This window comes from Litoribacter populi, assembly GCF_007483685.1.
GTDB classification, from domain to species: domain Bacteria; phylum Bacteroidota; class Bacteroidia; order Cytophagales; family Cyclobacteriaceae; genus Litoribacter; species Litoribacter populi.
This window is the reverse complement of the sequence record NZ_VMKN01000002.1, coordinates 1-22,743: the sequence shown is the minus strand read 5'-3', so window position 1 is coordinate 22,743 and position 22,743 is coordinate 1. Positions and strand designations below refer to the sequence as shown.

The 22,743-nt window shown below is 40.0% G+C and carries 25 protein-coding genes, 2 tRNA genes, 1 rRNA gene and 1 pseudogene; 25 read left to right on the top strand and 4 right to left on the bottom strand.

Features of this window, described 5'->3' with window-relative positions; genetic code table 11:
• Positions 1 to 11 precede the first annotated feature (11 nt).
• The 5 genes and pseudogenes from FPL27_RS15860 to FPL27_RS15840 all read left to right on the top strand — a co-directional run bounded on the left by FPL27_RS15860 (position 12) and on the right by FPL27_RS15840 (position 4,190).
• Complete coding sequence (locus tag FPL27_RS15860; protein WP_143962220.1) at positions 12 to 1,853, top strand: gamma-glutamyltransferase family protein; 1,842 nt, start codon at positions 12 to 14, stop codon at positions 1,851 to 1,853.
• Positions 1,854 to 2,138: 285 nt separating this feature from the next.
• A complete protein-coding gene (locus FPL27_RS15855) occupies positions 2,139 to 2,615 on the top strand; it encodes a flavodoxin domain-containing protein (protein ID WP_185974403.1) in 477 nt (158 codons plus the stop codon).
• A 145-nt stretch (positions 2,616 to 2,760) separates the two neighbouring features.
• Positions 2,761 to 3,234 (top strand): transcription elongation factor GreA, encoded by a 474-nt coding sequence (gene greA, locus FPL27_RS15850; protein ID WP_143962218.1) that lies wholly within the window; start codon positions 2,761 to 2,763, stop codon positions 3,232 to 3,234.
• Between the two features lie 48 nt (positions 3,235 to 3,282).
• Positions 3,283 to 3,675, top strand: coding sequence for an HIT family protein (locus tag FPL27_RS15845; protein WP_143962217.1), 393 nt, complete (start codon positions 3,283 to 3,285; stop codon positions 3,673 to 3,675).
• A gap of 137 nt (positions 3,676 to 3,812) precedes the next feature.
• Positions 3,813 to 4,190 (top strand): annotated as a pseudogene (locus FPL27_RS15840) (GxxExxY protein).
• Positions 4,191 to 4,253: 63 nt separating this feature from the next.
• Here the strand turns inward: FPL27_RS15840 and ruvC are convergent.
• Positions 4,254 to 4,826: a crossover junction endodeoxyribonuclease RuvC gene (gene ruvC, locus FPL27_RS15835; protein WP_143962216.1), complete on the bottom strand. Its 573-nt coding sequence runs from the start codon at positions 4,824 to 4,826 to the stop codon at positions 4,254 to 4,256.
• A 106-nt stretch (positions 4,827 to 4,932) separates the two neighbouring features.
• Here ruvC and FPL27_RS15830 point away from each other — a divergent pair, with 106 nt between their 5' ends.
• The 14 genes from FPL27_RS15830 to FPL27_RS15765 all read left to right on the top strand — a co-directional run bounded on the left by FPL27_RS15830 (position 4,933) and on the right by FPL27_RS15765 (position 16,043).
• Positions 4,933 to 6,066 (top strand): glycosyltransferase, encoded by a 1,134-nt coding sequence (locus tag FPL27_RS15830; protein WP_143962215.1) that lies wholly within the window; start codon positions 4,933 to 4,935, stop codon positions 6,064 to 6,066.
• Positions 6,047 to 6,313 (top strand): hypothetical protein, encoded by a 267-nt coding sequence (locus tag FPL27_RS15825; protein ID WP_317129453.1) that lies wholly within the window; start codon positions 6,047 to 6,049, stop codon positions 6,311 to 6,313. Before FPL27_RS15830 ends, FPL27_RS15825 begins: the two co-directional genes overlap by 20 nt.
• Before the next feature lie 13 nt (positions 6,314 to 6,326).
• Positions 6,327 to 7,532: a PP2C family protein-serine/threonine phosphatase gene (locus FPL27_RS15820; protein ID WP_143962754.1), complete on the top strand. Its 1,206-nt coding sequence runs from the start codon at positions 6,327 to 6,329 to the stop codon at positions 7,530 to 7,532.
• Positions 7,533 to 7,545: 13 nt separating this feature from the next.
• The gene (locus tag FPL27_RS15815) at positions 7,546 to 8,172 is read left to right on the top strand and encodes a polysaccharide deacetylase family protein (RefSeq protein ID WP_143962214.1); all 627 of its coding nucleotides are present in this window, start codon (positions 7,546 to 7,548) and stop codon (positions 8,170 to 8,172) included.
• Positions 8,173 to 8,219: 47 nt separating this feature from the next.
• Entirely contained in the window at positions 8,220 to 9,290 is a 1,071-nt protein-coding gene (locus FPL27_RS15810) for a glycosyltransferase (protein ID WP_235893479.1), read from the top strand.
• Positions 9,291 to 9,297: 7 nt separating this feature from the next.
• Positions 9,298 to 10,074: a TatD family hydrolase gene (locus FPL27_RS15805; RefSeq protein ID WP_143962212.1), complete on the top strand. Its 777-nt coding sequence runs from the start codon at positions 9,298 to 9,300 to the stop codon at positions 10,072 to 10,074.
• Positions 10,071 to 11,147, top strand: coding sequence for an asparaginase (locus FPL27_RS15800; RefSeq protein WP_143962211.1), 1,077 nt, complete (start codon positions 10,071 to 10,073; stop codon positions 11,145 to 11,147). The genes FPL27_RS15805 and FPL27_RS15800 overlap by 4 nt, the downstream gene beginning before the upstream one ends.
• Positions 11,148 to 11,332: 185 nt before the next feature.
• Positions 11,333 to 11,420, top strand: a tRNA-Ser gene (locus FPL27_RS15795).
• 303 nt (positions 11,421 to 11,723) lie between these two features.
• Positions 11,724 to 12,545, top strand: a complete 822-nt coding sequence (locus tag FPL27_RS15790; RefSeq protein WP_143962210.1) for a MotA/TolQ/ExbB proton channel family protein — start codon at positions 11,724 to 11,726, stop codon at positions 12,543 to 12,545.
• A gap of 56 nt (positions 12,546 to 12,601) precedes the next feature.
• Complete coding sequence (locus tag FPL27_RS15785) at positions 12,602 to 12,931, top strand: hypothetical protein (RefSeq protein ID WP_143962209.1); 330 nt, start codon at positions 12,602 to 12,604, stop codon at positions 12,929 to 12,931.
• A complete protein-coding gene (locus FPL27_RS15780; protein ID WP_143962208.1) occupies positions 12,931 to 13,575 on the top strand; it encodes an ExbD/TolR family protein in 645 nt (214 codons plus the stop codon). Before FPL27_RS15785 ends, FPL27_RS15780 begins: the two co-directional genes overlap by 1 nt.
• Before the next feature lies 1 nt (position 13,576).
• Positions 13,577 to 14,035 (top strand): ExbD/TolR family protein, encoded by a 459-nt coding sequence (locus tag FPL27_RS15775; protein ID WP_143962207.1) that lies wholly within the window; start codon positions 13,577 to 13,579, stop codon positions 14,033 to 14,035.
• A gap of 35 nt (positions 14,036 to 14,070) precedes the next feature.
• Entirely contained in the window at positions 14,071 to 15,645 is a 1,575-nt protein-coding gene (locus FPL27_RS15770) for an NAD(P)H-hydrate dehydratase (RefSeq protein ID WP_235893478.1), read from the top strand.
• A gap of 59 nt (positions 15,646 to 15,704) precedes the next feature.
• Positions 15,705 to 16,043 carry a T9SS type A sorting domain-containing protein gene (locus FPL27_RS15765; protein WP_143962206.1) on the top strand — a complete coding sequence of 113 codons (339 nt, stop codon included), beginning with the start codon at positions 15,705 to 15,707 and terminating at the stop codon, positions 16,041 to 16,043.
• Here FPL27_RS15765 and FPL27_RS15760 read toward each other — a convergent pair.
• Entirely contained in the window at positions 16,040 to 16,492 is a 453-nt protein-coding gene (locus FPL27_RS15760) for a hypothetical protein (protein WP_143962205.1), read from the bottom strand. The genes FPL27_RS15765 and FPL27_RS15760 overlap by 4 nt on opposite strands.
• Before the next feature lie 72 nt (positions 16,493 to 16,564).
• Entirely contained in the window at positions 16,565 to 18,016 is a 1,452-nt protein-coding gene (asnS, locus tag FPL27_RS15755; RefSeq protein WP_143962204.1) for an asparagine--tRNA ligase, read from the bottom strand.
• Between the two features lie 197 nt (positions 18,017 to 18,213).
• On the opposite strand from asnS, the gene rpoN reads away from it, so the two are divergent.
• From rpoN to FPL27_RS15740, 3 genes are read left to right on the top strand one after another with little or no spacing between them, the layout of a single operon-like run.
• The gene (rpoN, locus tag FPL27_RS15750) at positions 18,214 to 19,662 is read left to right on the top strand and encodes an RNA polymerase factor sigma-54 (protein ID WP_143962203.1); all 1,449 of its coding nucleotides are present in this window, start codon (positions 18,214 to 18,216) and stop codon (positions 19,660 to 19,662) included.
• A gap of 2 nt (positions 19,663 to 19,664) precedes the next feature.
• Positions 19,665 to 20,288, top strand: coding sequence for a phosphatase PAP2 family protein (locus tag FPL27_RS15745; RefSeq protein ID WP_143962202.1), 624 nt, complete (start codon positions 19,665 to 19,667; stop codon positions 20,286 to 20,288).
• 5 nt (positions 20,289 to 20,293) lie between these two features.
• Positions 20,294 to 21,079 (top strand): enoyl-CoA hydratase/isomerase family protein, encoded by a 786-nt coding sequence (locus tag FPL27_RS15740; RefSeq protein WP_143962201.1) that lies wholly within the window; start codon positions 20,294 to 20,296, stop codon positions 21,077 to 21,079.
• Between the two features lie 51 nt (positions 21,080 to 21,130).
• Here the strand turns inward: FPL27_RS15740 and FPL27_RS15735 are convergent, their stop codons facing one another.
• The gene (locus tag FPL27_RS15735) at positions 21,131 to 21,868 is read right to left on the bottom strand and encodes a porin family protein (protein ID WP_143962200.1); all 738 of its coding nucleotides are present in this window, start codon (positions 21,866 to 21,868) and stop codon (positions 21,131 to 21,133) included.
• Positions 21,869 to 22,051: 183 nt separating this feature from the next.
• On the opposite strand from FPL27_RS15735, the gene FPL27_RS15730 reads away from it, so the two are divergent.
• The 3 genes from FPL27_RS15730 to FPL27_RS15725 all read left to right on the top strand — a co-directional run.
• Positions 22,052 to 22,125: transfer RNA gene (locus tag FPL27_RS15730), tRNA-Arg, on the top strand.
• 239 nt (positions 22,126 to 22,364) lie between these two features.
• Positions 22,365 to 22,502 carry a hypothetical protein gene (locus FPL27_RS19855; RefSeq protein ID WP_185974385.1) on the top strand — a complete coding sequence of 46 codons (138 nt, stop codon included), beginning with the start codon at positions 22,365 to 22,367 and terminating at the stop codon, positions 22,500 to 22,502.
• A gap of 156 nt (positions 22,503 to 22,658) precedes the next feature.
• Positions 22,659 to 22,743: ribosomal RNA gene (locus FPL27_RS15725) — 16S ribosomal RNA — on the top strand; the annotation flags it as partial.

Below are 22,743 nucleotides of genomic sequence, written 5' to 3'. Positions count from 1 at the left end.
TAAATATAACCATGAAGAAATTTTTATCAGTCTTTCTAATTATCATTACGTTTAACCTAAATGCCCAAACTACTCAAAAGCCAGTTTTACATGGTAAAAACTGGGTTGCAATCACTGGAAAACCTCTGGCTGCTACAGCGGGAGCGATGACCTTTCAGAAAGGGGGCAATGCAGTGGACGCGGCATGTGCTATGTTGGCGGCCACTTGTACAATGTGGGATGTGTTGAGCTGGGGAGGGGAGACACAGGCCCTGATCTATCATCCGAAGCAAAAGAAGGTTTTTGGTATTAATGCATTAGGAGTAGCACCATCAGGGGCAACAGTTGAATATTTCAAAGAAAACGATATGGAATACCCGCCTGCTTTTGGGCCTTTAGCAGCTACTACTCCTGGGACATTTGGCGGTATTATTACCATGCTTGCTGAATATGGGACTATGAGCCTGAAGGAAGTATTGGCTCCCGCTATGCAGATGGCACAAGGGTACCCTATAGAAGCGCAAACGGCCAATCAAATTGAAGCCAACAAAGATAAAATCAAAGATTGGTCTTACTCCAAAGCTGTTTTTTTGCCTCATTTGGGTGAAGAACGAGAAGCTCCGAAGGCAGGGGAAATATTCGTGCAAGAGGATCTTTACCAAACCTTGAAAAAGCTTGTGGATACAGAGCAAAAGGCTTTGGAGGAAGGGAAAAGCAGGAAGGAAGCGCTTCAATTGGCATATGACAGGTTCTATACCGGCGACATCGCTGAAGAAATCGTAAGGAGCGTTCAGGTACAGGGGGGGCTTTTTGAAATGGAAGACCTTGCAAACTGGCAGGTTAAAATCGAGGATCCATTGCATGTGAATTATAAAGGGATTGATGTCTTCAAATTGAAAGAATGGACGCAGGGGCCGGCATTGCTTCAGTCCTTGAATATCCTTGAAAATTTTGATTTGAAAAAAATGGGGTATAATTCAGCTAATTATATCAATACCATTTATCAAACCATGAGTTTAGCCTTTGCTGACAGGGATTTTTATTATGGAGATCCAGATTTTGAACCCTATAGCCCTATGGACGGACTTCTCTCCAAAGCATATGCTAAGGAAAGGTCTAAATTGATTAAAGAGAACAATGTGGAGGATATGGGGCCAGGGGAGCCTTATCCTTTTCAGGGGGGATCGAACCCTTATAAGCATTTATTGGAAAAAAGGGGTGAGTCCTTGAGTTTCCATGAACCTGGAAAACCTATTTCGGGATTGGAAGATCCATTCTTGCAAGAGTTTCTGTTAGGGACCACCACTGTTCAGACAGCCGATGCAGAGGGTTGGGTTTTATCCATTACGCCAAGTGGAGGCTGGGTGCCAGCAGTGATTGCGGGGGAAACCGGAATTGGTCTAAGTCAAAGGATGCAGAGTTTTGTGCTGGATGAAAAGCTGAATCCGTACAATGTACTTGCCCCAGGTAAGCGCCCAAGAGTAACCTTGACCCCAAGCATGGCTTTGAAAGATGGTAAGCCATTCCTTTCTTTTGCCGTGCAAGGTGGAGATACCCAAGATCAAAACCTGCTGCAATTTTTCCTTAATGTGGTGGAGTTTGATATGAACGTGCAGGAAGCTGCAGAGGCGGCCAATATCAACAGCTATCAGATGCAGTCTTCTTTTGGCGCCCATGAGAGCAAGCCGGGAGCCATTACCTTGAGTTCCGAGACTCCCAATTGGATAAGAAATGACCTGAAAAAGCGAGGCTTTAAAATGGATTTCCAAGAGAGGACTTCTGGCCCGATCAATGCAATCTGGTTTGATTGGGAGCACGGCACCTTCTGGGGTGGAAGTAGTAACCATGGAGAGGATTATGGGATTGCTTGGTAGGAATTCATTTTTTTCATCATTCGTATTTTAAGCATTATATAGAATTTCAATTTGCAGTTAAAAGGCAGGCTTTCCACTTCAATTTACCTAGAGAAAAAACTACGAAAAGCATTATCTCGTTAAGGTAAAAAGTAAGGATTTATTTAGATAAGACCTGTCAGCAATGATACTTATAGAAAATTCTATGTTTATCGATTAGATTGATACACAGCTGATATGACAGTTTTTGGTTTTATGACATCAGTCACCTGACAAGAAAAAGTTCAACTAAAAATCAAATATGCTTTGAAAACTTTAATTCTATATCAAACCAAATTTGGCAGTGCCAAGCAGTATGCTGAATGGCTGCAGGAAGATCTGGGTAAGGGTGACCTTGTAGCTATGAAAGACATTGACACTGGCAAGCTGCAGGATTACGACAGGATTGTAGTTTGTAGTTCAATCTATGTAGGGGAAGTGGGGGGCATGAAGTTTCTTGTTGATAATTGGGATCAGCTAAAGGAAAAGGATGTGTATTTATTGGTGGTTGGAATGTCTCCTTCGGATTCTGAGGAATCTAAGGCCTCCTATCTTTTGATACCAGAGCATGTCAGGAACGGGTTGAAAGGCTATTATAAGATTTACGGTAAAATTGATTTTAAAAAGATTGGATTTGTTTATAAGTTGATGCTTCGATTTAAAGGAATTCGGGAAAGTAAAGACAAAATGGATAGGGAAGCTTTGAGGCCATTGGTTGCTCAATTGGGTGAGATTAGGCTTTGAAACTACTTTTTAAACCTTAAAATTGCTTATACGTTACTAATACCATACCTTTGTAATACAGATTATAAGAAATTTAGGGAAAGGCGGTTTCAGCAATGAGACCGTTCTTTTTGTTTTTCATAGCCATAGTAATTCAAAAATAGACATGGGAAAAATACAATACTACACTGAAGAAGGCTTGAAGAGACTCAAGGATGAACTTCAAGAGTTGAAGACAAAAGGCAGACATGATATTGCCAAGCAGATTGCCGAGGCCCGCGACAAAGGGGACTTGAGTGAAAATGCCGAATATGATGCTGCCAAAGACGCCCAGGGTCTTTTGGAGCTTAAGATATCGAAGCTTGAAGAAGTAGTAGGAAATGCCCGGGTGTTGGACAATTCCAAAATGGATACTTCCAAGGTAGGTATCTTGAGTACCGTAAAGATCAAGAATGTCAAAAACGGTATGACCGTAACCTATATGCTTGTTTCGGAGGAAGAGGCAGATTTGAAAGCAAACAAGATTTCATTGGCGTCCCCTTTTGGAAAAGGCCTCATGGGTAAAAAGGTGGGTGAAATAGCCCAAATCAACGCACCTGCAGGTACTGTTGAGTTTGAAGTATTGGAAATTAATTATTAAGATCATGTCCCGGTTGTAGCTCAACCGGGATTTTTTTGTAATAAAACTATGGCATCAATATTCACTAAAATCATCAACAGAGAAATCTCAGGCCATATCGTGGCCGAGGATGACTATTACATTGCTTTTCTCGACATTCAGCCCCTTGTTAAAGGACATGTGTTGGTAGTGCCCAAACAGGAAGTGGATTATATTTTTGACCTTGAGGACGATGTGCTTGCGGGACTAAATGTCTTTGCCAAAAAAGTGGCCAAGGCAATAGACAAGTCTATCAAGTGTACCCGGGTAGGGGTGGCGGTAATCGGTTTGGAGGTTCCCCATGTCCACATCCACCTAGTCCCCCTCCGCACCATGGACGATATCAACTTCACCCGCCCGAAGTTAAAGCTCGAGCAGAATGAGTTGGCGGAAATTGCGGAGCGGATTAGGGAAGCTTTATAAACAAAGGTACGCGGAGTTCCGCAGAGTTTAGCCAAGAGTTTCGCAGAGCCCTTTCGCAGATTTTTTTCACAGAGTGACACTGAGTAGAGCACAGAGGAAGCACTGAGTTTTTTAATCTAAATTTTTTAGCAGGTATAATGAAAATAGATAAAATCACAGAAAAGATTCTGTTTTGTGCTTTTAGAGTGCTCTCAGAATTAGGCCCCGGTCTTTTAGAAAGCACATATGAGAGGTGCCTTGCATATGAGTTAATTGAGCAGGGATTGTCAGTGGAGTAGCAGAAAATTTTGCCTTTAACCTACAAAAAGCTTGAGTTGCAACATGGTTATCGTCTCGATTTGCAAGTTGAGGGCAAGGTGATTGTAGAAGTTAAAGCAGTTGAGAAATTAACAGAAGTCCATGTTGCTCAGGTTTTAACTTATTTAAAGTTGACGGGGTGCAAAGTTGGGTTATTGTTGAATTTCCAAGTCGAAAGCTTAAAATCAGAAATTAGGAGGGTTTTAAAAAGTAAGTGAGTTTTTGGGGTAGAACAGACTCTGCGAAACTCCATTTAAAAATCTGCGAAACTCGGCGTCCCTTTACTTCACCCTGTCCGGGTTTTCCTCCAAGAATGACTTCCAGCCGGCGGTGCGGCCGCGGGATTGAAGGCGGCCTTCGTGGAAGTGGTGGCAGAGGGCCACGCCTAAGGCATCTGTCGCATCCAGTAGTTTTGGCAATTCTTCGATCTTAAGCAAGGTTTTCAGCATTTGAGCCACTTGTTCCTTTGATGCGTTACCATTACCCGTTACGGATTGCTTCACCTTTTTAGGGGAATATTCGGTAATTGGGATGTCCCTAGCCAAAGCTGCGGCCATTGCTACCCCTTGGGCACGGCCAAGCTTGAGCATGGATTGTACGTTTTGCCCAAAAAAAGGTGCTTCCAATGCCATAGTATCAGGAAGAAATTCATCAATGATTCCAGTGACCCGCTCAAAGATCTTTTTCAACTTCAACTCATGGGAGCCGTATTTTTTCAGATGGATGACTCCGTATTGCAAAATCTTATAACTACTGCCTTCTACCAGTAACAGTCCATAACCCATTACATTGGTGCCTGGGTCAATGCCAAGGATTATTTTTTCTTTCGGTTTTAATTTCGCTAATTTGACCATCGTCGCAATTTAATGCAATTCCTATGATGTGCCTTCATAAATGCATGATTTTCTCATGTCTGCAGCTTTATAAAATAGGTAGAAAGGGAACCTTCACTTTTTAACAATGCTCATATTATATATAGGTGCGATTTTTATTTACATTCTGGTCCTTGGGATTTTGGCGTCCAAATGGCCCAGAAAATCTCTGAGGATTCACTCGGGAGGAAGCGGTCACAAACAAACTGTTGTGATTCCCTTCCGAGATGAACTCTATAATCTTCCAACATTAATTGATAGCCTTGAGGAAAATGAGCCAGCAGAGGTGTTGTTTGTGAATGACAGAAGTACAGACAGCGGTGATCTTTTCCTTCAAAATGAGATTGAAAGAAGAAGCCTAACTGATTGGAGGGTTATTGATAGCCATGGAATTGGGAAAAAAGATGCAGTAGAATTAGGAGTAGCTCAAGCTAAACATGATGTGGTTTTGGTGACGGATGCAGATTGCATTTTGCCTAAACATTGGGTGAAATATATGACTGCCCGATTTGAATTCCAAAACGTGAAAATGGTATGTGGCCCTGTTTTGCCTACTATGGGGTTCGGTTGGTTGGGTAAGTTTGAACTTGGTGAATGGGCGAGTATCTTGCTAGTAACCAATTTTGGTTTTGCGGTAAAGAAACCCCTTATGTGCAGCGCTGCCAATATGGGGTATAAAAAAGAGGCATTTTTAGAGGTGGGGGGGTATGAGGATAATAAGGATATCCTTAGTGGTGATGATGAGTTTTTGCTAAAGAAAATAGAAAGAAATTGGGGTTCGGAGTCCATCCTTTGGGATCCTTCCTTAGATCTGCTTGTGAAAACAAAAGCCGAGGCCAGTTGGGAAAGCCTTCTTGTCCAAAGGGCTAGATGGGCTAGCAAATGGAGTGTAAATAAAAATTGGGTTGATAAGCTTCCACCGATGATTATGACAGTTTTTTCTATATTATTTCTGTTTTCTTTTAGTTTACTTTTTCCATTGAATGAAAATTCAAGATATTTTTTTGTAATTTGGATATTCAAAGGCTTGGCTGACTGCTATTATTTAGGAAAGGGGCTTAATCACTACCTGCCTCAATTTCCCAAATCCACCCTCCTAATAGCAAGTGCAATTCATCCAGTCTATACCCTTCTGATAGTTTGGAAGGTTTTATTTACAACGCTATATTGGAAAGGGAGAGCGGTATTTCCCACGTTAAAAGATGAAAAACAACATGTCTGAAGCTGAGTTTGATCTTATGGACGAGCTGTATTTTGTACAATCATTTGCCTACTTAAAGGAGGCCATGGGTTGGGATGATGAACAGCTTTTGGCTATCTTGCAACAACTTTATGGGAAAGGCTACATCAAATGTATGATAGAGCCGGACAGTGAAATGTTTGAAAAGGCCGATATTTTACAAGATGGAAAGGAATACTTTTACCTTGCCACTAAGAAAGGTCTAATGTATCACAATACTCGAGAATAACCCCTTTATGGAACTGACAGCTGAAACGGTAAAATTTCAAAGAAAAGAGCTTGAACTTAAAGCTCTGTTGGAAATTACCCAGGCTATTAATGAAAATAAGTCTGAGTCAGTTCTATTGAATATCTATAAATTCACCACCCTTGTCCATCTTAATATTAAGTCATTGGTGCTATATGTGGCCAATCAGGATGGTTTCGAGGCGAGGGTTTCACATGGCGTTAAAGAGAAAATCCCGCAACTTATTCCTTACCGAGATGTAGAAGACAACAAGGAAATGGGGAAACTCAGCTTAGTGATGCCTGAGGAATATTCCTTTTCCGAACTCGATTTTTATATCCCAGTATATCATAAAGACAAAATGCTAGCAATCCTTCTACTGAAAAGAAAAGATGGGGAGCTAGACATGGATTATACCCAGGCCTTGACCAATATTCTGGTGGTGGCCTTGGAGAATAAACGTTTTGCAAGAAAGCAACTTGAACAGGAGAGGCTTAAGAAGGAAATCGAGATTGCCAGCAATGTACAACGCATGCTTTTCCCTTCATCACTTCCCGAAACAGATAGATTGAAGGCAAAAGTCACCTATGTGCCCCACAGTACTGTAGGGGGAGATTATTATGATTTTGTCAAAAAATCTGAAGACGAGGTTTTTTTCTGTATAGCTGATGTAAGCGGTAAAGGAATGCCTGCAGCGTTGTTGATGTCAAATTTCCAAGCAGCACTTCGCACACTTTTGCGAAGTAGTTCTGATTTGGAAATGATAGTACACCAATTGAATTATACCATTTTTGAAAACACCAAAGGGGAGCGGTTTATCACTTTCTTTCTGGGGTATTATAATTACAAGACGCAAGAGCTTGTCTATGTAAATGCAGGACACAATCCTCCGATTCTTTGTTGGGAAGGAGAGAAGAAAATTGAACCGCTCGAGGCGGGCACTACTATTCTGGGTGCTTTTGAGGAGTTACCGTTTCTTTCAGTTGGAAAAAGGGACGGACTTAAGGGCTTTACCCTGCATCTTTATACTGATGGATTGACTGAAACTTTTAATGATGAGGATGAAGAATATGGAGACGAAAGGTTTGGGGAGTTTGTAAAGGAAAATCTTTGTATGGACCCAATTGAATTCCACGACAAGTTTCTCCAGGATTTACAGGAATTTTCCAATGGTAAAAATCGTCAGGATGACATTACCCTGATGAGTTTGAGATTTAAATAATTATTTCCCTGGCATGTTTATCCATAAAGTGCCCAAACGAGTCCAAAAAACCTTTCCGGAATTCATTTGGCGGAAGAGCGGCGAGCATCAAAAAGTATATTTGACTTTTGATGATGGCCCCGTGCCTCAAGTCACTGACGGGGTGCTGGAGGTATTGGAAAAATTCGGGGCAAAAGCCACATTTTTTATGGTGGGGGCAAATGCCTCCAAAAATCCTTCTTTGGCTAAGGAAGTGCAACACCAAGGACACACAATCGGCAACCATACCTTCAATCACTTGAATGGGCTGTGGACAAGAGCATCAAAGTATCTTGAGAATGTACATAAGGGAAGAAATTACTTAGAGGATCTTTTGGGGCAAAAAGTCATTTTTTTTCGCCCTCCTTATGGGAAGATCAAAAAAAGGCAATGGAAAGCCGTGAGAGAATTTCACGAAATCGTCATGTGGGATGTGCTCTCCGGTGATTATTCCCAAAGTCTTTCTGTAGAAAAAAGCATTTTAAAAACAGTGAAGTATACCCAAAACGGTAGTGTGTTAGTGTTTCATGACCAGGAAAAGACAGCTAAAAAGACTCCCTATATTTTAGAGCAGGTGTTATTTCAATTGAGCGATAAGGGATTTGAGTTCGATGCATTATGATTTGGGTGGCCAGCTTTATAGTTGCTTTTTTACTTATTCAATTCATATTGCTTTTCATTTGTTTGGCCTTCAGGTTTAAAAACCATGTAAAATCTTATAAAAAAGTATGGCCTAGCATAAGCATTCTGGTGCCAGCCAGAAATGAGGAGGCAAATATTCAAGATTGCTTGGCAGCAGTTGCACGTTTGGAATATCCCCACGACAAAATTCAAGTGATATTAGGTAATGATGGTTCCACTGACAATACCGGCAATATCATGCAAGGTTGGACAGAGTCTCAAAGAAATTGGGAGTTACTGAACATTTTGCCCTCTCCTGATAATTTCAATATGAATGGAAAGGCTAATGCTTTGGCCCAAATGGCAAAGCTGGCTGAAGGGGATTTTTTACTTTTCACTGATGCAGATTGTAGGGTTGGGTCCCAATGGGCTAAGGAAATGGTGAGTGCTGTATTGGACGCCAATGCATCTTTAGTTACTGGGATTACTACTTTGGAGGAGGTTAGCTTATTTGGGAAACTTCAATCTCTGGATTGGTGGCTGACTTTAGGTATGGTTAAGGTAATGGTTGACTTTAATAATAATGTCACATCGATGGGAAATAATATGCTCGTAAGCAGAAAGGCATATGAAAGTGTGGGAGGTTTTGAAAGCCTGCCATTTTCCGTAACTGAAGATTTTGAGCTGGCCAAAGCCTTTTCATCCTTTGGGTATAAAAGCATCCATCAGGTTTCGGAGCAAAGTTTGGTTCTTACCAATGCGATCCCAAGTTATAAAGATTTGTTGCAGCAACGAAAACGTTGGATGCGTGGAGCTATGGGGTTGGGTATTTTCTGGAAAGCCTTACTGGCAATTCAAGTGTTATTTTTTCCATCTATCATCTTTCTGATTTTGCAATCCACTCTCATAGGCGGGGTGGTTTGGGGCTTAAAGATATTTATCCAAGGGGTATTTTTAAGGTATTTTGCATTAAAAACAAATACACGTTTGGCCGCAAGTAGCTTACTGCTCTTTGAATTTTATTATTTAATCATTTCATGGTCAACAATAGTGTACTATTTTTGGCCTGCTAAAATAACTTGGAAAGGGAGGACCTATCCATTCAATAACCCAAAATAAACCTATTATGTACCTAGTGGATTCCCATGCCCATATTTATTCCAAAAAATACGACTCAGACCGAGATGCGGTCATAGCAAGTTGTCTGGGTAAAGGGGTAAATAAAATTTATATGCCTAACATCGACGTGGAGAGCATTGATGCCATGTTGGAGGCAGAGCAAAAATATCCTGAGGTGTGCATCCCTACGATGGGCCTACATCCATGCGATGTGGATAAAGATTTTGAAAAGCAGCTTTATGTGATGGAAGACTGGTTGAAAAGGCGTCCATTTGCAGCAGTGGGAGAGATTGGGCTTGACCTATATTGGGACAAAACTTATTTTGAACATCAAAAGGAGGCTTTGAGGATTCAGATTGGATGGGCAGTAGATAAAGGATACCCAATAGTGCTGCATTGCAGGGATTCTATTGATGAGACCATACAGGTGGTGAAGGAAGAGTTTAAGGAAGGGCTTACCGGTGTATTTCATTGTTTTTCGGGAAACCTGACGCAAGCAAAAGAGATTTTGGACCTGGGTTTTATGCTGGGAATAGGCGGTGTGGCAACCTTTAAGAATGGTGGGTTGGACAAAGTTTTGCCAGAAGTGGGCTTGGATAGATTGATTTTGGAAACTGATGGGCCATATTTGGCCCCGGTGCCGTATAGGGGCAAGAGAAACTCTCCAGAGTACATTCCAATCATTGCCCAAAGGGTAGGAGACTTAACCGAAAACACTCTCGACAAAGTGGCAGAGGTAACCACCCAAAATACAGAAGAACTCTTTAGCTCTGTTAAATCATGAATTATAAGATAGTAAGGCTCAATACAGCAGCCAAAAGCGATATAGAATCCTCCGTATTGATAATCTATACGGGAGGAACTTTGGGTATGGCATATGATGAAAGCGGAGCATTGGTTCCGTTTAATTTCGGACAAATTTTAGAGAAAATCCCGACTCTAACCCATATGAATATTGCCATTACAGTGATATCCTTCCCTGAGCCGATTGATAGCTCCAATGTCAATATGCAACACTGGATTGACATGGCTTATATAATATATGAGAACTACGATTCCTATGATGGTTTTGTGGTGCTCCACGGCACAGACACCATGGCCTATTCGGCATCTATGTTGAGTTACATGCTTAAGGGGTTGAGAAAACCTGTCATCTTCACTGGTGCCCAATTGCCGATATCAGCCATGAGATCAGATGCCCGGGAAAATCTGATGACGAGTTTGGAAATTGCTACTTCCAAGGCCAACGGAAATCCAATTGTGCCGGAAGTTTGCCTATACTTTAATCACATGTTGCTTCGAGGCAATAGGTCAAAAAAGGTTCAGAGTGTACATTTTGATGCATTTGAGTCTGAAAATTATCCAGCTTTGGCAGAGTCAGGGATTGTGATCGACTATAACTTTGCTGCCATCAGACCATTTGAGGAGGGCGGAAGCCTTAGCTATAGCAGTAAAATGGATAACAATGTAATGGTGATTAAGCTTTTTCCGGGCATTACCCAAAAGGTGCTTGATAGCTGCTTTAATATTGAAGGGTTGAGAGGAGTTGTTTTGGAAACGTACGGCTCGGGCAACAGTCCAAGTGAGAGTTGGTTTATCAAAACCCTGGAAAAAGCCATGAAGAAAGGTGTCCATATTTTCAATGTTTCCCAATGTAATGGGGGGCGAGTGATCCAGGGGAGGTATGAAACCAGTAAAGACCTCAAAAGGGTAGGCGTACTAAGTGGTGGTGATATCACGACGGAGGCCGCAGTAACGAAAATGATGTACCTGCTAGGGAACGAGACCAGTGAGCAGGAGATCAGGAGAAAGCTGGTGACCCCATTAGCAGGAGAAATGTCTTTAACGAGCAATTAGGGGGATAAGAAATGGAATTTTCATTGAAAATGGGGCTTGTTTAAGAGCTTGATCATCAAGGAGGTAAAATTTTGTCATTCTTTTAAATCCGTTCAAAGGCATTTTTTTAAATAATTAAGGGGAGAAAATGTTGCATGGGGGGAAATTAATATATTTATTTGTTGCCACGATTGCAACACAAATACAGAGAGGTGTCCGAGCGGTCGAAGGAGCACGCCTGGAAAGCGTGTATACCCCTAAAGGGTATCGAGGGTTCGAATCCCTTCCTCTCTGCATACCTATCCCCAATGATGTTTTCTAGCTTTATTCCAGTTTCATTGTTGAAGTTGATAGAATAGCATAAATGAAATCCTCCGCTTAACTTACTACGATTCCTTTTACATAAAAAGCTTTATAGATATTAGAAAAGATGTTTTAGCTTGTGCCAAGAATCGAAAGTGGAGGAATTAGATATTATTTTTGAAATTAATGGTAACAAATTTTGCTATTTGAATGGAAAAAATGATAACTTTAAAATTAAATCATTACAATTAGAAACCGTTTAACCTTTATTTAAAGTCTATTAAAAACCAAATTATGAGAAAGTTAATCGCTTTGTTCATGCTATCCGGAATTCTGATGAATCCGGTGATCTCGAAAGCTCAAGACGCAGTTGATCAAGATACAGCTGTAGTCGATACTACTGAAGTAGTACAGGAAGAAGAAGCTCAGGTGGAAGAAACCAGTCCGGCTATTACAGATGATGATGTCATCGAAGAAGATAGAGGATTCCACCAAGTAATTAAAGACAAATTTATCGAAGGTGATCCTACTTTCATGACTCCAGTATTGATCTGTTTGATTTTGGGTCTTGCTGTAGCGCTTGAGAGAATCATTACCTTGAACCTTTCTACTACCAACACCAAGAAATTGTTGGCTAGAGTTGAGGAAGCATTAGAGCAAGGTGGAATCGAAGCCGCCAAAGACGTGACCAGAAGCACTAAAGGTCCTGTTGCCTCTATCTTTACTCAAGGCTTGATGAGATACTCCGAAGGTATCGACATGGTAGAAAAATCCATTATCGCTTACGGATCAGTAGAAATGGGTAGATTGGAAAAAGGTCTAGTATGGATCTCTCTATTTATCTCTTTGGCTCCGATGCTTGGTTTCATGGGTACTGTAATCGGTATGATTGGTGCATTTGACTCTATCGAGGCAGCGGGTGATATCTCTCCTTCCCTTGTGGCTGGTGGTATTAAAATCGCCCTTTTGACTACTGTTGCTGGTTTGATCGTTGCGATTATCCTTCAGTTGTTCTACAACTATTGCGTAGCTAAAATCGACTCTTTGGTTAATGATATGGAGGATGCTTCTATCACATTGGTAGATATCCTTGTGAAGTACAAGTTGACTAGATAATCCTAGTTAATCTTGTAACTTATTCAAATTATCAATAACTTAAGAATCAAATCAATATGGATACTACGGATATTTTCTTATATGTAGGTTATCTTTTGATTGCGGTTGGAGTGGTGGCAGCTCTTGTCATGCCTTTGATCAAATCATTAGATAATCCAAAAAGTCTAATAAAAACAGGAATAGGTATCGTAGCATTACTTGTATTATTCTTCATTGCTTACAGCATCGCTGACAGCGAAGTGATACCAAGATATGCAGCGGCACCATTCAACTTGACTCCGGCATTGTCCCAGTTGGTAGGTGGAATTCTGATCACAGTTTACTTCCTATTCGGCTTCGCAATCTTGGGGATTATAGTGACTGAAATCAATAAAATTATTAAATAATGGCAAGAAAGAAAGGCAGAATGGCTCAGGAAGTGAATGCAGGGTCTATGGCGGATATCGCCTTCTTGCTCCTTATCTTCTTCCTGGTCACTACGACGATTGCTTCGGACAAGGGGGTTTTGAACATCCTTCCTCCTAAGCAAGATCCAAATCAGCCGCCGCCAGAAATTAAATTGAACGAGCGTAATATCTTCAACATTCTTGTTAATGCTAACGATCAGTTGTTGGTAGAAGGAGAAGTGAGACAGACAACCGCTGGTTTATCAGATGAAATCAAGTCATTTCTTTTGAATTTCGGTGCGCCGGATGAAGAGGCACAAGCATTGTTCAATAGCTTGCCTGCATCTTTAAGAAATCAAGCTGAACGAGACAGCAGATCTTCAGATCACCCAATGGCTGGTGGAGCAGTAATTTCCATCAAAACCAACAGGGGTACTAGCTATGAGCGTTATCTTGAAGTTCTCGATATTGCCAAAAGAGCTTATTTTGAAATCTATGCAGAGCGAGTAGGTATTACCGCCGATCAATATAGAGCCCTTTCCGGAAGAAATGCCGCAGAAAAGGAGCTAATTGACAGAGGTAAAGAAGGAATCCCTATGGCGATTTCTATTGCTGAACCTGATAAAATAGGAGGAGGAAACTAATATGTCAAAGTTTAAGAAAAAGAATAAGGTATCGGAGAATATCCCTACCTCAGCTTTGCCCGATATTATTTTTATGCTTTTGTTCTTCTTCATGGTAACCACCGTATTGAGAGAGCAAGAGATCCTAGTGGAGCAAAGAATCCCTCAGGCGACACAGCTTCAGAAACTTGAAAAGAAAAGTTTGATTTCCTACCTGTATGTTGGTGCACCTAAGGATGCTAGCAGATATGGTACAGAGCCTAGAATTCAGGCCAACGATGTTCTCATCGGTACCAATGACATCGCTCAGTGGGTAAACCAAGAAAGAGACAAATTGTCTGAGGCGGAAAGAGATCAGATTACAATTTCAATGAAAGCTGATAGAGAAGTTAAAATGGGTCCAATCTCTGATGTTCAGTTTGAACTAAGAGAAGTTGACGCCAGAAGAGTTCTTTATGCCGCAGTAGGTCGAGTAGATTAATAGCGATTTAAACTATCTAATACAAAAAAAGCCGATTGAAAAATCGGCTTTTTTTGTTTGGTTCATTTTTTGATTTATTATGGGCATCTGGACAAAAAAACTTTTTTGCAATGTTAAAAATCTTATCCGCCCAACAGATTAAAGGCCTCGAAGAATCTTACTTGGAAGATAGAGGAATTCTTTCCTTAGAACTTATGGAGACTGCAGCTGAGGCTTTTTGCCACTGGTATATGCAGAACTTCAACAGAAGGCAAAACATAGCTGTTTTTTGTGGGACTGGTAACAATGGTGGTGATGGTTTGGCTATAGCTAGACTATTATCCCGTCAAGGCTATCCTGTTTGCGTTTTTACCTTAGGTGATTCACATGAGGGTACAGCAGATTATAATTCCAATCTAAGTATTTTGCCTACCAATATTGTTAATAAACCAGTTGAAAAGGTTGATTGGGATAAGTTTCAATGTGATGTGGTCATTGACGCTATGCTGGGGATAGGTTTGAATAAGCCATTGGAAGGGAACTATCTTGAAGCGATAAGATGTCTAAATAAACAAAAAATTACCCGTATTGCGGTAGATATGCCAACTGGCTTACCGGCGGATAAGTTAGTACAAGGGGAGGCTTTTAAGGCAAATTTCACAGTTACTTTTCAAACTCCCAAACTTAGTGCCTTGTTCCCTGAGCATGCTGCTTACGTAGGAGAATTGGTTGTGAAAGATATAGGTCTTGATGAAAAATATTTCAAAGGATATAAATCTTCAAGGTATTTTGTTGAAGAGAAAGATATTTCAGAAAGGCATCGGTTTTTTCATAAGGCCAGCCATAAAGGGGATTTCGGCAAGGTGATGCTTATAGGAGGCTCCTTAGGTAAGCTAGGTGCAATTATGTTATCAGCTAAAGCTTCATTGAGAACTGGCAGTGGATTAGTTTCTACTTTTGTGCCTCGGTTTGGATTGCCTATCATTCAGTCGAGTCTTCATGAAGTGATGGTCGAAACTTGTGCGGGTATGGATCTACTAGATTCTACTCCAGAAAGTCTAAATAAGTATGATGCCGTGGCTATAGGTCCCGGAATGGGTACAAATGATAAAACTGCGATTGCCTTGAAGGAAATTCTGCAGTCCTATAAGGGAAAAATGGTGATAGACGCTGACGCTTTAAACATAATTTCCGAGCGAGAAGATTTGAAAGAATTGATAACTGATAAAATGATTTTAACTCCTCATTTGAAAGAGTTTGAAAGAATGGTGGGGGACGATGTTAAATACCCAGAAGGCAGAATCGAAAAAGCAGTAGAATTCAGTCAAACTTATGGTTGTGTGTTAATTTTAAAAGGACTACATAGTCTTATTACTACTCCCAAGGGAGTCCAATACTTTAATCCTACTGGTTCCCAGTTTTTAGCTACCGGTGGCACAGGTGATGTGCTGACGGGTGTGGTAGCATCTTACTTAGGCCAGGGCTATAGTGTGGAAAATGCGGCATTGTGTGGAGTTTATCATCATGGACTAGCTGGGCAATTGGCAGGTGAAACGCTTCGGAGGGGGACTATCGCCTCAGATGTCATTGAAAAAATACCGGAAACATATAAAAATTTGGGTTTGTCATAATAGTTTGATTTTTATTTCATTTGGTAGGTTTTTTGCTCCATTTGAGCAAAATATATTCTATGGTAAAAATCTACTTTCTAAAATTCTTCTTAATATTTACATTCGCAATTTCGACGAGCCTATTTGCTTCGTTAGATGACAAGACTTTCTCTCATGATAAAGTCTACCCCAATCCTGCCACAGATTTCATATATTTTCAAACCGATTCATTAGACCGAAAGTTTGAATTTGAGATTTACAGCTTAATTGGCAATAAGCAAAATTATTACCTTCAAATTCCTGAGAAAGGATTATATCGTTTTGAGATCAACAGGCTTCAACCAGGGCCTTATTTCTTAAGTGTTACCGATAAGGATACTCAAGAAAAGAAAACCTTTCGTTTTCATAAAGGAAATTAATGTGGCCAAGGCTTCGTGATTCTTTCTGTAATATATGCCTTGTAGCTATTGCCAATGCAATACACTGCTGCCCCTATTAGTAGGAAAATATGGAACATGCCATTGTTAAAAATTAAGGTCATTATATTAAATGACTCGAAAAATGAGTTGATGCTTGACACTTCAGTTCTTATCCAGTATAGAGTAAATATGAATCTCACTACGACACTAAGAAGTGCAAGCAGGCCACCAACTATACCCATCAAGGGATTGCGGAAATGATAAATTAGACAAAAGCTGCTGATAGTCTCTATCCCTGCCATTAATATGGCACCTTGTAAGCTATAGCCTTCAGCTCCAATAAGTGTAAATTTTGTAAATCCTCCGAATAATAAGAGTCCGGCCAACGAAAACCGTATTATCAATCCCCCAATAGTTTCAGTTTTGAGAAATTTTAAAAATTTTTCCATTATTAAATTTATTCATAAAAATTTATAAAAGGTCAAAAAATAAGCCACAATGTCAATTGTGGCTTATTTTTGTTAAAACTCAACGTTTCCAGGTGTTCTTGGGAAAGCAATAACATCTCGGATATTGCCCATGCCTGTCACGAACTGGACAAGCCTCTCGAAGCCTAGTCCAAACCCCGAGTGCGGAGTTGCCCCGAATTTACGGGTTTCCAGATACCACCACATTTCTTCTTGGGGGATATCTAGCTCGTCCATTCGTTGGGTGAGTTTGTCCAAGCGCTCTTCTCTTTGACTTCCACCCACAATTTCGCCGATTCCTGGGAACAATATATCCATAGCGGCTACTGTTTTTCCATCATCGTTTTGTTTCATATAGAAACTCTTAATTTCTTTTGGATAATCGGTCAAGATGACTGGTTTTTTGAAATGGTTTTCTACCAAGAATCTTTCATGCTCGGATTGAAGATCTGCTCCCCACTCTTCAATCAAATAGTTGAACTTCTTCTTTTTGTTAGGTTTTGAGTTTCTCAAAATATCGATTGCCTCGGTGTAAGTGATTCTTTCAAAATCGTTTTGGGTAACAAATTGAAGGCGCTCTAAAAGACCCATATCACTTCTTTGATCTGCTTTTTTACCAGCATCTTCTTCAGCGGCTCTTTTGTCCAAGAAGTCTAAATCATCCTTGCAATATTCTAAAGCATAGGAAATAACATACTGAAGAAAGTTTTCGGCCAAATCTTGATTGTCTTCGGCATCATAGAATGCCATTTCAGGCTCAATCATCCAAAACTCCGCTAGATGGCGTGTCGTGTTGGAGTTTTCCGCCCGGAATGTTGGGCCAAAGGTGTAGATTTCAGAAAGTGCCATGGCAGCCAGTTCCCCTTCTAACTGTCCAGATACTGTAAGGTTGGCTTCTCTCTCAAAGAAATCCTCTCTGTAGTCTATATTTCCCTTTTCATCCAACGGAGGGTTTTTCAAATCCAAGGTGGTCACCCTAAATGTTTCACCTGCTCCTTCGGCATCCGAAGCCGTGATGATGGGGGTGTGGATATAGAAAAAACCTTTGTCATTAAAGTACTTATGGACAGCAAAAGCCAAGGCATGTCTCACTCTAAAGACTGCACCAAAAGTATTGGTCCTCATCCTTAAATGTGCAATTTCTCTCAAAAACTCTAAACTGTGCTTTTTAGGCTGTAGGGGGTACTTTTCAGGGTCTGCTTCACCTAATATTTCAATTGTTTTTACAGTCAATTCTGTGGATTGGCCTGATCCTTGTGATGCTACAATTTCACCTTGTACTTTGATACAAGCACCGGTGGTAACTTTTTTCAAAATGTCTTCTGAAATGGCATTGGGGTCAGCTACTACTTGGTAATTATGGATGGTGCTGCCGTCATTCAAAGCAATAAAGGCTACATTTTTATTGCTTCTCTTGGTTCTTACCCAGCCCATGAGAGTTACCTGTTCGCCGACTTTTCCGCTGTCTAGCAGATGTTTAATTTTGATGCGCTTGTTAAATGCCATTAGGTAATTTATTTAAAGTGTCCAATCAAAACTGAATAAGTGATTACCTTTGTGATTAAAGGAATGCAAAAAAACGATATAATAAGCTTTTTATCAAAATTTTGGGGTAATTTCCTAAATTTACATATGTAAAAGAGAGCCCTGTTATAATCTGTATCGAGTAACCAATTTTTAATAACTTCTATTAGCATACGCACATGCAAAAACTGAATTTAAATCAGATATTATCTCAGAAGCTGTCTCCACAGCAAATACAGTTCATTAAGTTGTTGCAGGTTCCGACTGCCGAGTTGGAAGCCAGGGTTGAGGAGGAGTTAGAGATTAATCCAGCATTGGAGGAAGGTAAGGATGATGACAATTCCAATGAAGAGATGCAGGATAATTATGAAAATGAAGGAAGTAAAGAGGAGAGTGATTTGAACCTAGATGATTATCTCGGAGATGATTATGGAGGTTATAAAATGCAAGGGGACGGTAATTACAGTCCCGATGATGAGGATAGGGAGATTCCTTTATCAAGTGGTACTTCGCTACATGAGCAATTGATTTCTCAATTGAATTTTATGAGGCTTGACGACAATCAAAGAATGATTGGCCAACAGCTTATCGGTAGTATTGAAAATGACGGTTATATTCGAAGAGATTTAGAGGCAATTATTAATGATTTGGCTTTTAGCCAAAATGTGGAGACCGATATTGATGAGGTAGAGGAAGTATTGAGAAAAATTCAATCTTTTGACCCTGCTGGAATCGCGGCAAGGAGTCTTCAGGAATGCTTGACATTACAATTGTTGCGTAAAGAACATCCAGAAGACGAGACAGTACAGTATGCCCTTACAGTTATAAATAATTGTTTTGAGGAGTTTACCAAAAAGCATTATGATAAAATTTTAAAGAAATGTGGTATCGATGAGACCAAACTTAAGGATGTGATCCACATGATTACAAGACTTAATCCAAAACCTGGAGGGGTGTCGGAGGGCTTGATGAAAACACAATATATCATACCAGATTTTATCCTCAACAATGTCAACGGGAAGTTCGAAATTAGCTTAAATTCCAAAAATGCTCCGGATCTAAGGGTAAGCAGATCCTATACGGATATGTTTGATGCTTATGATAAAAGTGATAAAAAGGATAAGAAACTCAAAGAGACTGTTACTTTCGTAAAACAAAAGCTAGATGCAGCCAAGTGGTTCATAGATGCTATTAAACAACGGCAACAAACATTATTAAGAACTATGCAAGCTATCCTAGATTACCAAAGTGAATTCTTTGTTGAAGGGGATGAAGCCAAATTGCGACCAATGATTCTGAAAGATATCGCCGAAAAGATTGATATGGATATTTCTACCGTTTCCAGGGTTGCTAATAGTAAGGCTATTCAAACAGAATTTGGGGTCTTTCCACTAAAGTACTTTTTCTCAGAAGGAATTGCTACTGAAGGTGGTGAGGATGTGAGTAACAGGGAAGTGAAAAGTGTCTTGAATAAGATGGTGAGTGATGAAGACAAAAGAAAGCCTTTGTCCGATGATAAACTTGTGAAACTGCTAAATAAAAGAGGTTATAATATCGCAAGAAGGACTGTGGCCAAATACCGGGAACAATTGCAGATACCTGTAGCCCGATTAAGAAAAGAATTATAATAGTGATTAGAACTCTTGCGCTGATTTTATCCGTAGTGTTCCAGCCGTTGTTGGTTCCCACGGTAGTATTCGCTTTTGTGTTTTACCTAATCCCTGAAGCCACAAGCGTACCCTTACAAGCAAAAAGTACAATTCTATACCTTATTGTGCTTACCACTTTGGTCATTCCTTTGATCAGCGTGATAGGTATGCGGCTTACCAAGGCTATCAAAAGTATTCATATGCAAACCATTGAGGACCGGGTATTCCCGTTCTCGATGGTTACGCTTTTTTATGGTTTGACCACTTATTTTTTTTATTTTAGAATGGATTTTGATGAACTTATTGGGTATACATTGGGGCTTATTACCCTCTGCATCCTTATATTGACCGTTATTACAGCCTTTTGGAAAATAAGCGCTCATACAACAGGTCTTGCGGGATTGCTAGCATTTGTCATAGTACTTCATATGAAGTATAATTCTGACGGACTACTTTATCCCCTAATATTTTCTATTTTACTTTGTGGAGCAGTAATGTCCTCTAGGCTTTATCTTAATACACACAAGCCCGCGGAAGTGGCTGGAGGCTTCCTACTTGGATTTTCCATTTGTTTCATTGGTTATTATATCTACCTTTTTAACTGAACATTATGCAATATAACACCATCATCTATTCAGAATATAAACAATATGTCGAATTGAAACTCAATAGGCCAACTGTTTATAATGCGCTGAATCCTGAAATGCTATCCGAATTATTGGAAGCATTCAAGACAATTGAAAAGACAGACGAAATCAGATGTGTTGTGCTTACCGGTTACGATAAAGCTTTTAGCAGCGGGCAAGATCTCAAATCAGTAGGAGGGGACTTAAGTAATGTGCCTTTCGAGTCAATCATTAAGGAATACTATAATCCATTGATCCTAAAAATGCGTTTTCTTAGTAAGCCAATTATTTGCAAACTTAATGGTGTAGCAGCAGGGGCCGGTTGTTCCTTGGCATTAGCTTGTGATATGATCATTGCTTCAGATGAAGCTTATCTTGCCGAGATCTTCGTAAACATTGGCCTTATCATGGATGCAGGATCTACTTTTTTCCTTCCTAGAGCTTTGGGCTCTTATAAGGCATTTGAAATTGCGACAACTGGCGCAAAAGTTTTTGGAAAAGAGGCTGAAAGCCTAGGTTTGGTGAATAAATCAGTCCCTGCATTGGAACTGGATGTTCAAGTCCAAAAAATGGTAGACTATTACACCACTGCCCCTACCTATGCAATAGGTCTAATTAAGGAAATGCTTAATCAATCCACAGGGATGAAACTGGAAGAGGTATTGGAGTTGGAAAGCGTTTATCAACAAAAGGCCGGTAGCTCTTCCGACTTTAGAGAAGGGGTTATGGCGTTTTTAGAAAAAAGAAAACCTGAGTTTCAAGGCAAATAAAAAAAGGAGCGATTTAGTCGCTCCTTTTTTTTACTTCGTCAGGTTCTCTTTTTAGAATAATGCCACAGAGATTCCGAAGTTAAACTGATTGGCTTCAGTATTAAAAGGTCCTTGTTCGTTTCTCCATACTGAATTAAGCCCGTAATAAGACCATACGTTAAAGCCTCCAAAACCGACCCGCGTATATACCCCATATCTAATTGGACTGAAGCCTAGGTTTTGTTTGTCTTTTACTGTTCTTGACAAGCCTTCCTCGGTTTCAAATGATACTTTTGAGTGTGCATCAAACAGAACCCCGACTTTAGCACCTACAGCAAATCTAAATCCTTTGCTATAATCAGTTTTATTGAGGTGGTATCGTAATTCCAACGGGATGTCAATATAGTTAGCAGCGGTAGTGTGGCCGTTTATTGATATATTTTCACCATATACACTTGTAATATTCACAAGTTCGCTGGAATTAGGCCCTCTCTCCGGGTCATTGATCAGCATTTGGTCTCTTTGAAAGGACAATTTTTCCAAACCAAGGCCAATTCCGGGGTTGAAAGTAAGCCCGGTGTTCTCACCTATATTAAATGGTCTTTGATAATATACATTAAAGGTTCGAGAGGCAAAAAACCTGGTGTTCAAATCTGTTGGTCTATTGTTTAATAGATTAAAACCAAAATCAAGGAACAGGTCGCCTTTTACATCAGGTCTTCCTCCTATAGGAGTTCGGGCTCTTTCCTGAGCATACAGAGAGGAAGATGTTATTAATAGGGCAAATAAAATAAAGGTAAGTCTTTTCATGAAAGAATTGGAGTCTAATAAATTTCAGCGGGCTAAATTAGAAAAACTTCATGGATAACATTCTGTTTTTATCTTAATTATTCTTAACGCTAATATATGGATAGGAATTTTTATCAATAGTTTGTGTTTGGTCTTTGCAGATTTAAATTTAATAACTACATTTGCATTCCCGTTCAACGGAATGGCCTCGTAGCTCAACTGAATAGAGCACTTGATTACGGCTCAAGAGGTTTCAGGTTTGAATCCTGACGAGGTCACAAAAACTCTTACATCATCCTTATTTGATGTAAGAGTTTTTTTATCCCTTTGTTGTTCTATTGAAATTCTGATATACACTGAATCATTATTGATTTTGCAATTACTTTGCCTTATTGTTATGATAGTGTAATAAACATTAAGTTTGATTTAAGAATTTGTAAAATAATTCCTTTTCAGATTTGGTAGTTTAGGAAAAGGGTTGCACCTTTGCAAACCCAATCGGAAAAAGGGTTGTTCAGTGGAAAAGTCCACTGGCGGAAAAATTGAAATACTGCAAAACGCGGATAAAAATATTACAAATTTTATTCTCCAAAATTTTGCAGGTTTGAAAAAAGGAGTTACCTTTGCAACCCGTTCAGCAGGAATGGCATTGTAAAACCCACAGGTTGATGATTTAACCTCATTTGCCGGAAACGTCCGGCGAGAAGTTCTTTGAAGTACTGTAAGACAAAATACGACAAAACATCCAAGCATAATATGCTTGGATCCAGGCAAGAAACAATGATGGGTTAAGACCATCGAAAAACACTTTACTATGGAGAGTTTGATCCTGGCTCAGGATGAACGCTAGCGGCAGGCCTAATACATGCAAGTCGAACGGGATTCGATCTTTCGGG